The organism is Arcicella sp. BE140, from assembly GCF_031456255.1.
In the GTDB taxonomy this organism is placed as follows: domain Bacteria; phylum Bacteroidota; class Bacteroidia; order Cytophagales; family Spirosomataceae; genus Arcicella; species Arcicella aquatica.
This window is the reverse complement of the sequence record NZ_JAVDUE010000005.1, coordinates 185,676-200,335: the sequence shown is the minus strand read 5'-3', so window position 1 is coordinate 200,335 and position 14,660 is coordinate 185,676. Positions and strand designations below refer to the sequence as shown.

Annotated in this window: 13 protein-coding genes and 1 riboswitch; all 13 genes read right to left on the bottom strand. The window is 35.7% G+C overall.

What is annotated here, in order from left to right; translation table 11 throughout:
* Window positions 1–95: 95 nt before the first annotated feature.
* The 13 genes from J2Y60_RS10310 to J2Y60_RS10250 all read right to left on the bottom strand — a co-directional run bounded on the left by J2Y60_RS10310 (window position 96) and on the right by J2Y60_RS10250 (window position 14,607).
* Window positions 96–551: a protein-disulfide reductase DsbD domain-containing protein gene (locus tag J2Y60_RS10310; RefSeq protein WP_309917299.1), complete on the bottom strand. Its 456-nt coding sequence runs from the start codon at window positions 549–551 to the stop codon at window positions 96–98.
* A 75-nt stretch (window positions 552–626) separates the two neighbouring features.
* A riboswitch (SAM riboswitch) is annotated at window positions 627–723 on the bottom strand.
* 97 nt (window positions 724–820) lie between these two features.
* Complete coding sequence (locus J2Y60_RS10305) at window positions 821–2,293, bottom strand: tetratricopeptide repeat protein (protein WP_309917296.1); 1,473 nt, start codon at window positions 2,291–2,293, stop codon at window positions 821–823.
* A gap of 11 nt (window positions 2,294–2,304) precedes the next feature.
* A complete protein-coding gene (locus J2Y60_RS10300; RefSeq protein WP_309917294.1) occupies window positions 2,305–3,252 on the bottom strand; it encodes a sulfite exporter TauE/SafE family protein in 948 nt (315 codons plus the stop codon).
* Between the two features lie 42 nt (window positions 3,253–3,294).
* Window positions 3,295–4,506 carry a sterol desaturase family protein gene (locus J2Y60_RS10295; RefSeq protein ID WP_309917291.1) on the bottom strand — a complete coding sequence of 404 codons (1,212 nt, stop codon included), beginning with the start codon at window positions 4,504–4,506 and terminating at the stop codon, window positions 3,295–3,297.
* Window positions 4,507–4,580: 74 nt separating this feature from the next.
* Window positions 4,581–5,429: a serine acetyltransferase gene (locus tag J2Y60_RS10290; protein ID WP_309917289.1), complete on the bottom strand. Its 849-nt coding sequence runs from the start codon at window positions 5,427–5,429 to the stop codon at window positions 4,581–4,583.
* Between the two features lie 123 nt (window positions 5,430–5,552).
* Entirely contained in the window at window positions 5,553–7,406 is a 1,854-nt protein-coding gene (locus tag J2Y60_RS10285) for a family 2A encapsulin nanocompartment cargo protein cysteine desulfurase (protein WP_309917286.1), read from the bottom strand.
* On the bottom strand, window positions 7,390–8,313 hold the full coding sequence (locus J2Y60_RS10280; RefSeq protein WP_309917284.1) for a family 2A encapsulin nanocompartment shell protein: 924 nt from the start codon (window positions 8,311–8,313) through the stop codon (window positions 7,390–7,392). The genes J2Y60_RS10285 and J2Y60_RS10280 overlap by 17 nt, the downstream gene beginning before the upstream one ends.
* 38 nt (window positions 8,314–8,351) lie before the next feature.
* Window positions 8,352–8,999, bottom strand: a complete 648-nt coding sequence (locus J2Y60_RS10275) for a redoxin domain-containing protein (protein WP_309917281.1) — start codon at window positions 8,997–8,999, stop codon at window positions 8,352–8,354.
* Window positions 9,000–9,123: 124 nt separating this feature from the next.
* Window positions 9,124–9,687, bottom strand: coding sequence for a redoxin domain-containing protein (locus J2Y60_RS10270; RefSeq protein WP_309917279.1), 564 nt, complete (start codon window positions 9,685–9,687; stop codon window positions 9,124–9,126).
* Between the two features lie 21 nt (window positions 9,688–9,708).
* Window positions 9,709–10,254, bottom strand: coding sequence for an alpha/beta hydrolase (locus tag J2Y60_RS10265; RefSeq protein WP_309917276.1), 546 nt, complete (start codon window positions 10,252–10,254; stop codon window positions 9,709–9,711).
* 209 nt (window positions 10,255–10,463) lie between these two features.
* Window positions 10,464–11,882, bottom strand: coding sequence for a gluconokinase (locus J2Y60_RS10260; protein WP_309917273.1), 1,419 nt, complete (start codon window positions 11,880–11,882; stop codon window positions 10,464–10,466).
* Between the two features lie 136 nt (window positions 11,883–12,018).
* On the bottom strand, window positions 12,019–12,915 hold the full coding sequence (gene gnd, locus J2Y60_RS10255; RefSeq protein WP_309917270.1) for a phosphogluconate dehydrogenase (NAD(+)-dependent, decarboxylating): 897 nt from the start codon (window positions 12,913–12,915) through the stop codon (window positions 12,019–12,021).
* Window positions 12,916–13,101: 186 nt separating this feature from the next.
* Complete coding sequence (locus tag J2Y60_RS10250) at window positions 13,102–14,607, bottom strand: SusD/RagB family nutrient-binding outer membrane lipoprotein (protein ID WP_309917267.1); 1,506 nt, start codon at window positions 14,605–14,607, stop codon at window positions 13,102–13,104.
* Window positions 14,608–14,660: the final 53 nt, after the last annotated feature.

The following is a 14,660-nucleotide window of genomic DNA, read 5'->3' as shown; positions in this document are numbered from 1 at the left end:
GGCTTAAGAGGTCATTTCACTTCACTGTATTGTTGATGAATTGTATTTAATTTTTTGAAAGAGGTTTCTAAATATTTACTGATTGCTAATATTTTCTAAAATTGGAATTTTTGTTCAAATGGGATACAAACGCCCTTTTTATCATTGCATAGTTGTCCTTTTATTCCTCCAAAAATGTCTAATGAATGTTCTACTATTCTGACTTTAGTCCTGAATTCTGCTTTATCTTTGAAATAAGACACTTCAAATCCCCAATTCTTATCGACTTTTTTTAAAGGACTAACTGGTACAATCTTACCATCATATTCAAAAGAACCATTTTCGGCAAACCAAAAGGTGGTAGGTTGTGGCCCAACATCAGCTTTAAAGTCACTTGAATATAACGACCATCCTTTTTCCAAATTAGCTGTAAAGACTAATTCTACCTCATCGCCCACTTTAAAACTAGGATTGGAATAGCTATATTTCCAGCTAACAATCTGATTGATTTGCTGTGCTTTAATTGCAATAGACGCAAAAATTAAGCACACGATTATAACTATACGTCTCATGATGTATTAGGTTGAGTTAAAACACAAGGTTATTTTGTATTGCTTATTACAATATTCTTTTGTGTGATTTTTTATGATTTATCATTAGAATAAGGTTGGGGCACCTTGTTGGTGGTTTACAGGTTGCCAGAAGATCATAGAGCCTTATCTCTCCCTTCGTTCTTTATAAATCTACTTATTCGATAGACAAAGTTCTATTTTAAATATTACAATTCCAAATTTTCTACTTAAAATTTATGACTTATTTTGAAAAAATTATTTCATGAAAATTAAATACCCATTTCGGTTAATGCCGCTTGTGCCTTATTATCTATTGAGTTTTTATACTCGTGTTTTTTATAGGCAATTGCCCTTTCAAACGAAAGTTTGGCTTTTGGTTTATCATTTCTTTGTTGATAAATATAGCCTAATTGCAAGGAAGAACTTGCCCCAAAATGACAGTTTTGTCCTGCACAAAGTGCCATAGCACGCTCAAAAAAAGGAATTGCTTGCGTCTGTGCATTCATTTTTTGCAAGATACTTGCCTTTCTAAAATTGAAGTTAGCTTTATCAATCTGGGAAGTAAACGAATCTTCTTCAAGGTTATCCAAAAACGCTAAGGCTTCTGTATAATGTCCTCCTTCGAAAGCATAACAAGCCTTTACTAGATTCTTGTTTGGAAAAGCTTTTGTTTTCTGAAATTGTTCATAAAAATTTTGTGCAATAATATCTGTTTCAGAGAATTTCTTGCCCACATTCGGAATCTTAGCCAAATGATTCAATGCTTTATCAGGGTTGTTTGTTAGCCAATTGGCAAGAAACAATTTAAAATTTACATCTTTCAAAAAGCTATTCCCACGAAAGTTTTTTAGATAACTCTGATAATACTGAATAGCTGGCGAATAGTTTCCTTTGTTAAATAAGATTTCAGCTTGATACAAATCAAAAATAGGCATGGATATATAAGCAGCACCACTGGGCCTGTTCTGTAATACTTTTTGAGCCATTTCGCTTTTGTTGTTTCTTAGCAATATCGATACGCCTAAAAAACTAATCGCCAAATTATCAGGATTATTAGTCACAAATTGACTTAAATCTTGTCGCTCATTATCATCCAATGTCAATACATTCGACTGAATAAATAGCTGATAAAACTTTGCTTCTTTTCCTACAATTTTATCATTAACAGCGATATTCAATTCTTTTAATCCTTGCTGAATTCCCCCTTTCAATCCTAATAGTTTTGTAACCCATTTATAGTTTTCAGGAACAGAACCTATCATAACATGAAAAACGCCTAGATTCTTATAATTAGCAGTAAAGTTTGGAAATCGTTTACGATTTTCTTCCAATAATTTATAGGCTGAAATGGCATTAAAACCACCTTTGGTTTCATGTCCCAATTTCATTTTTACCAATGCCCAATGCAATTTGATTTCTGCTTGAACAAATTTATTATAAGGTGAATCTTCATCTAAATCCTTGATTAAATCCAGCCTTTTATCTTCATTATCAGATAACCTTTCATACTCTTTTTCATCTTCGCTAGCAAAAAGCACAATCATGTCCGCAAAATCTTCCAACCAGATTCTAATACCATTATTCGTAGGTTCTTTGGCTAAAAGTTGTTTAGCAGATTGCACCTTTAATTTACAAAGCTCACTATAAGCATTTTGCAAATTTGGGGTAAATTCAAAATCATTTGCCAATGAACTCCCCGAGAACAAGAGAAAGATAACGAGTATAAGGTTCCATTTTTTCATACATGTAGTATTTACCAATGAGAAATAACTGTTGAGATAAATAAGTATAAGTCTGGCAAAACCTTCCATAATGTTTTGAAACTTAGAAAGATTACTACAGAGCCAACAATAAACATCAGAGGTCTTCTAGGAATTTTGTTAATCAAAATAGCGCCAAAAGGTGCGGCAATAATTCCACCTAATACCAATCCTAAAATGATTTGCCAAGAGTTTACTCCTTCAAAAAACAAGAAAGTAAGTCCGCTAGAAAGTGTAATCAAAAACTCTGCGGCATTTACCGAACCAATCGCATAACGTGGGTTACGTCCCTGCCCTAACAAAGAAGATGTAACGATTGGGCCCCAACCACCACCGCCAATGGCATCCATGAATCCACCGAAAATCGCTAACAACCCAACTCGCTTTGTTTTACGCTTAGCGATATTTTTTTGAAAGGCTTTTTTCAAAATAACCACGCCAAGTATCAGCATGTATAACGAGATATAAGGCTTTATAAAATTACCATCAATGATTTCTGACAATAAATATGCACCCGTTACAGAACCTACCACACCCCAAAGCAAGGCTCTGAACAATTTTTTATTAATATTTTTAAACTGATAATGCGAGATAGCAGATGCACCAGTAGTGAACATTTCAGAAACGTGCACACTTGTGCTACTCAAAGCAGGCGGAACGCCTATTCCTAATAAAAAAGAAGTAGAAGTAATGCCATAGGCCATTCCTAAAGAGCCATCTACTAATTGAGCCAACAAACCCACGCCTAAATATAAATAGAAATCAGGCCCTAGCCACTCTTTGGCTTGATAAGCGGCGTCGAGCAGGGGGGCTTTGCCTATGAAAATACTAAAAGCAATAACATAAATAGCAATGGCAACAACCCACATTAATGAGCGTTCAAACTGATTATTGAGTTTCAGACGAACTGATATTTTATTTAAGAACTGATTGTTTTCCATAATTGATGTAATTAAGAATTATTATACAAATCTGGTTTAGATTTAATGGAGACCGTAAATTAATCGTAAATACTGGCGATTTAATGTTTTGAAATAAAGCGTAACGATTAAAATGATGCTAAACAAAACATAGGGGTTGAGGGCATTTTCAAAATGGATATAGCCTATCCACAAAATCAGAAAACATCGTGTGTATTCTAAGTAAAAAATCCATCTTCTTTGCTCTAAAATAGCGCCACAATTCACTAGCGTAACTAAGATAATCAGCGTAGTAGCTATTTGTGTTGACAAATCAATCTGTTCTTCTAAAAGTAAAAAGGCAAACAACGTGATTAAAATTAAAGTCATTTGCAAAACCACATAATTCCTAAACCGTGTAGTATAAACCTTATCTGTTTTATGAATCACAAACTTTTGCTCTAATACTCGTCTGTAAGTAGGGTTGATATATTCTGGCTTTCCAAAAAGCATTTTTAGTTTATTTCTCCAACCAGTAGCATACTTAAAAGCATAAGCCATTTCAAGCATGAAATGAAAATGTTGCCATAAAAAACTATTACTGTTCAATGGTTTTGTTAAACCATAAGTTGGTTCTTCTATCTCTTCTGCAAAAGTGCCAAACAACTTATCCCAAATGATAAACACATCGCTGTAGTTTTTATCTAAATATTGATCATTGTTAGCATGGTGTACACGGTGGTGTGATGGTGTTACAAAAATATATTCTAATACACCTAGTTTGCCAACGGTACGGGTATGAATAAAAAATGGATACAACCCGTGTACTAACAAAATAGTAGTAATCATTTCAGCCGAAAAACCTACAATGGGCAAAAGAGACCAAAAGAAAGTACGTGCTACTGCCTGAAATAAAGTAATACGTGCAGACACCGTAAAATTAAACTCTTCACTTTGATGATGCACTACATGGACACTCCAAAGCAAGTTCACTTCATGTCCTAATCTATGATACCAATACCACAAAAAATCAGTTATTAACAAAAGTCCAATCCAAGATAATACACTTGGCTGAATATGAAAAATGGCAAAATGTTTGTACAGATAATCATATACAAAATAGAATAGTCCCAATGTAAGACCATCCAAAAGTCTTTCAGCGATACCGACACTAAGGTTTGAAACGGTATCATTGAAATTATAAAAATGTTTTCCTTTCTTTTTTGATACCCAGAATTCCAACCCAATCAAAAACAAGAAGAAAGGAACTGCGAAGGCTAAATAATTGAAATTCATTATTATTTATTTTTTATATATTAACTACTGAATTAATAGACTACATAGATTAAAAATGCATAAAAAGAGATTCGTTAATGAACCTCGGATAAAATAGGTTTCTCTTGGAAGACCTCATTTTTAGAAGTAATCCTAAGTTGATGGGTATTAAATACCTGCGAATTGGGTTCCACACTTTTGGTCAGGAAAACACTTCCGCCAATAATGCTATTTTCTCCAATCACGGTTTTACCGCCAAGAATGGTAGTACGTGCATAAATTACTACGTTATCTTCAACGGTTGGATGTCTTTTAGTGTCCGAAAGCTCTTTCGCTACTTGTAAAGCACCTAAAGTAACTCCTTGGTAGATTGATACATTATTGCCAATGATACTGGTTGCACCAATTACAATGCCTGTTCCGTGGTCAATCATAAAAGGTACACCAATCCTTGCATTGGGGTGAATATCCACACCTGTTTTACCATGCGCATATTCACTTATAATGCGAGGTAAGACTGAAATCTGTAATTGTGTCAATTTATGGGCAATCCTATATACCGTAATGGCATAAAATCCTGGGTATGAAACGATTACTTCATTGACACTGGTTGCGGCTGGATCGCATTCATAAATTTTTGAAGCGTCATGACGTAAATCTTGATAGAGGTCTCCAAGCGAAACATAAAAAGCCTCTACTACTCCTTCAATATCTATTTGTTTAACATCAAGATAGCTTAATAATATATTCTCTAAGTCAATCTGATTCTTCTTTAAGATTCCTTCATAAGAGGATTGCTTAGGTAAATGGTTGCTTGGAAATAAAAAATGAACAAGATCATTCAACCAACTAATCGCTTCTTGTGCAGACGGAGTAGCCTCCCATTCTGCATGATGAGTTTTACGAAGAAGATCAATTAAAGGTTGAGTATGATGATTTTTCATGTATAATTTTTAATTTCAATCGTGGTGGTTTTAATCGAAAAAACAAAAATCGCCTCCAAAAGCGAAGTTAAACATATTCCTAGCGAGGGACTTAAGTCTCTCACTAGGGATATAAACGCAAAGCTATCTTACAGCTTGTTTGTGTCCTGCACGTAATTTATAAAGTGTTTCTACTAATAAATCAACATCTGATTGCGTATTATAAAAAGCCAAAGATGGACGAACTGTTGATTCTAAGCCAAAACGTCTTAAAATCGGTTGAGCACAGTGGTGTCCAGTTCTTACAGCAATTCCTTCTTTGTTCAGTGCTTGACCTACTTCGTTATTACTATAGCCATCAAAAATGAAAGACAGTACACTTGCTTTTTCTTTGGCAGTACCAATCAAACGAAGTCCCGGAATTTCTTTCAATAACTTGGTAGCATACACCAATAAATAATGCTCGTATTGATGAATCACATCGATTCCAATTTTATTGACATAGTCTATCGCTGCACCTAGTCCAACTGCATCTGCTATATTGCCTGTTCCTGCTTCAAAGCGTGAGGGTGCATCATGGTATTGAATCTGTTCAAAAGTAACATCAACAATCATGTTTCCACCACCTTGCCATGGCTGAGTTTCGTTCAATAATTCTTCTTTGCCATATAGCACACCTATACCCGTAGGGCCGAATACTTTATGTCCTGAAAAAACAAACCAGTCGCAATCTAACCCAATGACATCAGAACGCAAATGTGACACTGATTGAGCTCCATCTACTAATACTTTTGCTCCTGCTGCATGAGCCAAGTCAATAATTTGTTTGGCTGGGGTAACTGTTCCTAAAGCATTTGAAACTTGTGTAAATGATACCAGACGGGTTTTAGCATTTAACAATTTAGCATACTCGTCTAATAAAATCTGACCATCATCATCTACAGGAATTACCCTGATTTTCAAGCCTTTTTTGTCTGCCAATTGTTTCCAAGGCACAATATTCGCATGATGTTCAAGATTGCTGACAATGATTTCATCCCCAACTTTTAGGTTTTGCTCACCCCAACTTTTGGCTACTAAGTTGATAGCCTCAGTTGCTCCACGTACAAAAACGATTTCATTGGTAGAACGCGCATTCAAAAAAGCCCTTACTTTCTCACGAGCACCCTCATAAGCATCAGTAGCACGAGCTGCTAATTCATGGGCTGCACGGTGAATGTTTGAATTTTCATGTTCATAAAAATACGTAATTCTATCAATTACTTGCTTTGGCTTTTGTGTAGTAGCGGCGTTATCTAACCAAACCAACGGACGACCATTGACTCTTTCTTGTAAAATTGGAAAATCCTTTTTTATCAAATTGGCATCAAATGCTGGACTGGTTGCTCCAAAAGACTCATAACTTGATGTTTTTTCTTGAAACTGAGGCACTTTATCATAAGTTCTATAAGGATTTTGATTTTGTCCTGACAGAAAATAATAAGACGCATCATTGATACCAATCGGTGCTGGTGTTTGAACAGATGGGATATAACCGAAAGTACTAAGCGATGGTAAAATATTATTTGTATCTAATTCAAAAAGGGAAGTAGCAGCCAATGGTGATTTAGAATCAACCGTACCAATATTTGGCAAAGCTGACGCTGAAGCCCCAAATCCAGAAAAGGAAGGCTGACTAGCTGGATTAGCAAAATGTGGGTCTGGCAAACTAGTTTGCGGTTGAACACCAGCATTTCCTATAGGTTGAAACACACTCCCATGTTGAAAAGCCGAAGGCGATACACCTACTCTTGTACTTGAAGTGGGTACACCCTGAAGCGTTTCGTATAATCTTTCAGCAAAGTGATTCGCCTTGGGGTGTTCCTGCGGATTCAATGAAATTTCTTTAGGCACTTCATTGGGAAGTGCCTTGAAAATATCATTTGCCAGTTGCTGTAAATCTTCTACAGAAGGTATGCCATGCAATATGTTTCCCTGTTGATTAGTATTTATATTCATAGTAATTTCCTATTTCTACGTCTTCCAATACAGCAATAGCATCATCTACTAATATTGCTAATGAGCAATATAATGATACTAAGTAAGAAGCAATCGCTTTGTCATTGATTCCCATAAATCTTACTGCTAACCCTGGTGACTGTTCGCCTGGTAAACCTGGTTGATAAAGTCCTACTACTCCTTGGCGGTTTTCGCCAGTACGCAATAATAAGATTTTTGTTTTACCATTTTCGATAGGTAATTTATCCGATGGAATCAAAGGAATACCTCTCCAAGTGATAAATTGTGAACCAAACAAGGACACTGTTGGTGGTGGAACACCACGACGAGTACACTCGCGACCAAAAGCAGCAATGGCTAATGGATGCAACAAAAAGAAACCCGGTTCTTTCCAAACTTTTGTCAATAATTCATCAAAATCATCTGGCGTCGGCGGACCTACACGCGTTTTGATTTTTTGTTTAGGGGCAATACTATTCAATAAGCCGTATTCTTTGTTATTAATCAATTCGCTTTCCTGACGCTCTTTGATGCTTTCAATCGTCAAACGGAGCTGTTCGCTAATTTGGTTATAAGGCTTACTGTATAAATCTGAAACACGTGTATGAACATCCAACACGGTATTGACCGCACTAAGATTGTATTCACGAGGGTTTTCAACGTAATCGATAAAAGTGTGAGGAAGGTTTCTTTCATCACGACCCGAGCAGTCAACTTCGGCAATACTTCCCTCCTTTACTTTATTCAATCGATAAACGCCTGATTCTACAGGAATCCAATTGAGTAAATGTGTTAACCAGCGAGGAGTTATTGATTCAAATTGTGGTACTGTACGGGTTGCAATGGCTAACTGCCTAGCTGCAACATCACCAAGTGCTGTTTGTTTGTACTTGTTCAATTCTGACATATTATAGGTAATTAAAAGGGATTGATAATCTCAGACAATTATGCCACAGCACGATATTTAATAGAATAAGGAATGTTACGGGCAGCACTAAATACTGCTCCTAACATTTCCGAAGGTGAAAACGGCTTACTAAAGTCTTCATCGATGGCATCATAGACGATTCTTCCTTGCTGACTAATTACATAGGTAGCAGGAACGGGCACATCTTCTGAAATACCAGCGATACGATCCCAAACGGCGAACTCTTGTGAATAAATACCAAATTGTTTAGCGATTTGGTTTGCCGAATCGGCTATTACATTAAAAGGTAAATTAAAGTATTCTACCAATTCTTTTGTTTCTTCTTTAGATGCTTGAACAACTACAAGTAAGTCTCCACCAAGTGCCAGAATTTCTTGATATGAAGCTTTCAAAGTATTAAAATGTTTCAAGCCGTATTCATTCCAACCACCTGATAAAAAACTGATTACCAATGGTTTATTTTGTTGCACTTGTTGTAATGTCAGTTTCTGTGTGTTTACTTCTTCAGAAAAGTGTTTCCAAAATCCACATACTGATGAAATAGGTAATAAAGGTAAACGTGACCCAATTTTTAAAGGTGATAACTTGGCTGTGTTGCCTTTGAATATATTTACGGGAAATGTACTATCCCAAATGATTGCGTTTGATTGATCGTATGCTTGCATTATTTATATGTGGACTAAATGTGAGCTTTCCTTAATTTCCTGAAACAAAATTATAATATAAAAACTATATATCCTATAAGATTTGTAGATTAATTAAAAATATTTTTCTATTATGATAGGTAGATTACTTATTACGATAAAGTTTGATGAATGCTTCCATCTCTTTTATTGAAAAAATGCTCTCAAAATCATCGTCGACAAAACTATAAATAATCAGTAAGTTGGGAACAATAATAAAGGTAGCAGGCAATGGTACTTCATTAGAAATGCCTGTTATTCTTTGCCAAATCGGGTAGTCTTTTGAATAAACACCTAATAGTTCAGCGATTTCATTGTTCCTATCATGACAAATATTAAAACCTAATTTGTACTCATTGGCTAAAGCATCTAATTTCTCAGGTAATACGTCCGTCATTACTAGAATTTCAGCTCCAATATTTTTTAGTCGCTTATGAGCCTTTTGTAGTAATTCTAAGTGTATTTCCCCATAGTTATTCCAAGATGGTGAAAAAAAACTTAGTACTAAAGGACGAAAAAGCATTAATTCATTGAGCGTGAAATTGGGTTGATTTTCAATATTTTTGGGGAGGTTACTCCATCGCCCCATCTCCTTAATCAGCCAAAAATTTGGTGCAAAATTACTGGCTTGTAAGGCTTTAGGACGTTTTTTATCGATAGGTTCTTGCATGTTGATGAACTGTAAAATTATTTATAATGAAGTGTTAAAAATTGAATTGATGATGCCTTTGCCTACTTGCCAATCTGCAAGGTTAGAATTGGCATTAATATGTCCTACCGAACCAATATTTACAAATTGACTTCCCCAATTTCCTGCCCATTCCTTCGCTCTTTCAATCGTTGCGTATTCATCATTTGTGCTAGCAATCAATACACTTTTATAAGGAATTTCTTCGGAAGGAATAGGCGAAAATCCTGAAATTTCTTTAGGAAAATCTGTCCTTTCTGAGTCTGGTGGTGCTACAAACAAGATGCCTTCTATTTTATCAGAAGTATATTTTTTTGCCCACAACACGACTGCTAAACATCCTAAACTATGTGCAATTAATACTGTAGGCTCTTGTAAATTACTAATAGATTTTCGCAAAGTTTCAACCCATTTTTCGACAACTGGCAAATCCCAATCTTCTTGTTCTACTCTGCTAAACACATCTGGGTATTGCTGTTCCCAAATCGTTTGCCAGTGCTTTGGCCCTGAACTCCCTAAACCCGGAACTGTTAAAAAATGTACTGCCATGATTAATTACAAAAATTACGCTTACAACTATACGTTAAGCATAGTTAAATTATAGTTTTATTAGACTACAAAACCGATAGACAAAGATTATTAATCAAAATTGTATTTGCAAATATTTTTTAAAATTTCTTAATAATATACAAGCATAAATGCCCTGATAATATGCTATTTTGCATCGTATCAGGGCATTTATATTGTTGTGCTTCTACTTATAATGATTTTAAGGCTTCATACACCTTATTGAATTTTCTAAAACTTTCTTGATAAACTCTTTCATGCGTAGGATTGGGTATAAATATTTTCTCATCAATATCCAGACAATGTGTGGTCATCCCAAAAGCATCTAGCCCTAACATCACTGCCCCCCAAGCAGAACCTTCAATGGTTTGTGAAACCACTACTTTCATCTGAAAAATATCAGCGGCGATTTGTAGCCAGACATCACTCTTTGCAAAACCGCCACTTGCCATAATAGTCAAATTTTTTCTGGCAGATTTTTCGGGTAATAAAATATCAGTAATACTTAATAAACCAAATAGAATGCCCTCTAGCGTCGCTCGAATAAAATGTGCTTTTGTATGGTTGATGGTAATGCCTAGTAAAGTTCCTTGAGCAGATGCATCCCAAATTGGCGCTCTTTCTCCTAGTAAATAAGGAACGAAAATTAACCCATTCGAGCCAGCATCAATCGTATTTGCTTGTTCGAATAGTGATTCAAATGATTCTTGGGTTTCTAAAATTGCTTCTTTTAACCATTGTAAAATAACGGCTCCGTTATTTACTGCTCCTAGTACAAGATACTGATTATCGACCAAATGATAACATTGTGTACGCATTTTGCCATCAATAAAAGGCTCTTCAATCGGTAGTCTTACGGCACCACTTGTGCCAATGGTTAAAGACATTCTACCTTTTTCCATCGCTCCAGTCCCCAGATTTGCTAAAGCTCCGTCCCCCGCTCCTATTACCAACGTTTTATTACCAATGAGGGTTTGCGCTGTATGCTTAGGACTTACAATCGTGGAAAGTTTGCTTTCGTTAATCCCTAGGTGAGTTAATATATCGATATTCCAAGTAAGGTCTGCGATATTCATTAACCCTGTACCTGATGCCATAGAAGAATCCACCACAAACTCACCTGTTAAATGATGCCAAACGTATTCTTTGATACTAATAAATTTATGTGTGCTGATAAAAATATCAGGCTGATTTTCTCTTAACCAAAGTATTTTGGTCATCGGACAAAAGGTATGAATAGGAATACCTGTTTTTCCATAAAATTGTTTCCCCAGCTCACTCTCTTTCAATTCAGATGCTTCAGCACTCGCACGGTTGTCTGCCCAAAGAATTACATCCGTCAAAGGGTTTCCTTTTTCATCCACCGCAATCAAACTTTGCATGGCCGAACTAAAACTGATGAAATACGGATTAATATTTTCAGTAAGCTTCTCAATACACTCAAGAACAGCCTCTAAAATGTCAGAGGGTTTTTGGATACTCCAATCTGATTTAGGGTGATACATATCATATTCTTTCGAATATTGCTGTATTATTTTCCCTTCATTTGTAAAAACAATTGCTTTGGTGGCAGTTGTTCCAATATCAATTCCTATATAAAAATGGCTCATTATCTTTCAATCGATGAATTCTGACGGAGCTCATCGATGTTAGGGTATTTAAAATACTTTTCCTTTCTGCTTCTTTTGAGAATGACTGTATCATCTGAGCGTCAGAATTTTTATCAGATTCAGACGCTCAGATACCTTATTTTTTTTCTACAGCATGACCACCAAACTCATTTCTCAAAGCGGCTACTACTTTCCCAGAAAAAGTATCTTCCATTTGTGAACGATAACGCATCATGACCGACAAAGCAATTACTGGTGTAGGAACCCCCAAGTCTAAAGCGGTTTCCAAAGTCCATTTACCTTCTCCCGAAGAATGCATAATTCCTTTAATAGTATCTAAATTAGGGTCTTTTGAAAATGCCTTTTCTGTCAACTCCATCAACCATCCACGTACTACCGAGCCATGGTTTAACATTTTAGCTGTTTTCTGGAAGTCAATATCAAATTCTGAATGTTCAAAAACCTCAAACCCTTCGGCAATGGCTTGCATCATACCGTATTCGATGCCATTATGAACCATCTTAGTAAAGTGTCCGCTTCCTGCTGCTCCTGTATGTAAATATCCGTTTTCTACAGAAATATCTTTGAATACCTTTTCAACATAAGCGAATACTTCATTATCTCCCCCAATCATGGTACAAGCACCATTCAATGCGCCAGAAGTACCCCCAGAAGTACCACAATCCAAGAAATCTATTCCTTTTGTTTTTAGGTAATTATAACGCTTTTTCGATTCTTTATAATTTGAATTTCCTCCGTCAATAACAATATCAGCACTATTCAAATAAGGTAATAGGTTTTCAATTACTTGATCGACAATCTCACCTGCGGGCACCATCAACCAAATCACTTTTCTCCCGCTCAATTGTTGGGTTAATTCTTCAATAGAATTTGCAGGTTGTATTCCTTGTTCAGCAATTTTTTGAACAAACTCAGCATTCACGTCATTGGCAACTACTTCATAGCCGTTCCTATTTAAGTTAAGGGCTAAATTAAACCCCATTTTGCCTAAGCCTATAATTCCGATTTGCATAATGTTTAAAGTTTACTTTGTTTGGATAAATATTAAAAAATGGTTTGAAAAGCTAAAATAAATAAAATGTAGGACGATTCGATGATTTATCTTTATCAATCTTTTTATGATAAAATAAAGACTCCATGAAAACATGGAGTCTTTAGTATTCATGGTATTGGATAATAGTTGTAAGTATTGTTGATATTACTTATCCCACCACACTTTAGTGTCAAGATTATCAGCACCTTGACGAGCTACTGCCGCATCAAGATTTGTTTTATTGACTGATATTTCATCTACAGGATACGATAAGCGATTGATAAAATTCCCTTTAATTTCTTTTCCTGGATATGGATTTGGTGTTAGTGCAGGAAAGCCACTTCTACGGAAATTAGCAAAGCCTTCAGGAGAATTCATGAACGATGATACCCAATATTGCGTGTTAATTTGCTCCAAGGCTTTTGTTGCAACAAACGGATTCGCCGTAAAATAAGCGTCAATAGTAGCATCAGATACATTCGAATTGGCATCATATTCTGTAAACTGCTGCATGTGTCCTTTTACACCTGCTTTATAATAGTCTGATACATTGCCAGTTATCCAACCTCGCTGAGCAGCCTCAGCCAATAAAAGTTGTGACTGGCTATAGGTTACAAAGAAACATGGAGCATCAAATCTACCTATTTTAGTTCTGTCAACTTGCGAATACAATTCTATGGCTCCTGGATAATTTGGAGTACTAGCAATAGTACTTTGGTCGTAGCCAGCAGGTATTCCAATCTGAGCAGCAGGGTCTTTCGTAAAATTGTTAACGTCCTGTAGTTTAGTATTATACTTCAAAGCGATAATCCCTAAACGAGGGTCATTAGTACTTTTCAAGAAATTAACAAAAGCTCCGTGCAAATAAAAATTGGCTCTTTCGCTTCCATTCAACTGACTACCAATTTCATTGGTATAGGCTGCTGAATGGCGTAAGATACAATTATCAGCATTAGATAACATAACTCCCCCAGCAAATGCTTTTTTCACGTAAGTCTGTGCTGTATTAGCATCAACTTTAGTCAAACGCATAGCGGCACGCAATAATAAAGAGTATCCTAAACGTTTCCATTTTGTTATATCTCCTGTATAAATAATATCACTTACTTCTTTGGTTTTGTTAGCATCTAAGGCAGCAGACGCTTCGTCTAATTCTTTCAAAATATCCGTATAGATGGCTTGTTGGGCATCATATTTAGGAAAAACTGTTCCTTGCAAATAACCTAAACCTGCTTCGCTATAAGGAACATCACCATAACTATCTGTCAAAATCATGAAAGTATATGCCTTCCAAATACGAGCCATATTGTATAAGTTACTGCGAGTAGCATCACCTTTGGTTTTAGCAATAACATCGACCAAATGTTTATTTACTTCCCTGTAATATCTTTGCCAATTTACTCCTGTAACAGAAGTGTTATTTTGATTTACGTTTCCTCCAGCATTTACCCCAAGGTATGGACTAACGATTTGTTGTACAATCGCCGCTTCGTAAATAACAGATTGCCATGTAAATGACGTTCTGAGGGTAGCATTGTTTAATTCATAAACAGGGTTAAGGGCGGTAGGGTTTACTTTGTTGGTATTTAACTCGTCAAAGCCCTTATCACAACTGCTTAGAAAGCTGGAAGCGATTAGTAAACTGAATATATATAATGTTATTTTTTTCATTTTCTGATTGTTAATATTTTAACATTTTGAATTTTATCAATGATTGATAAAGG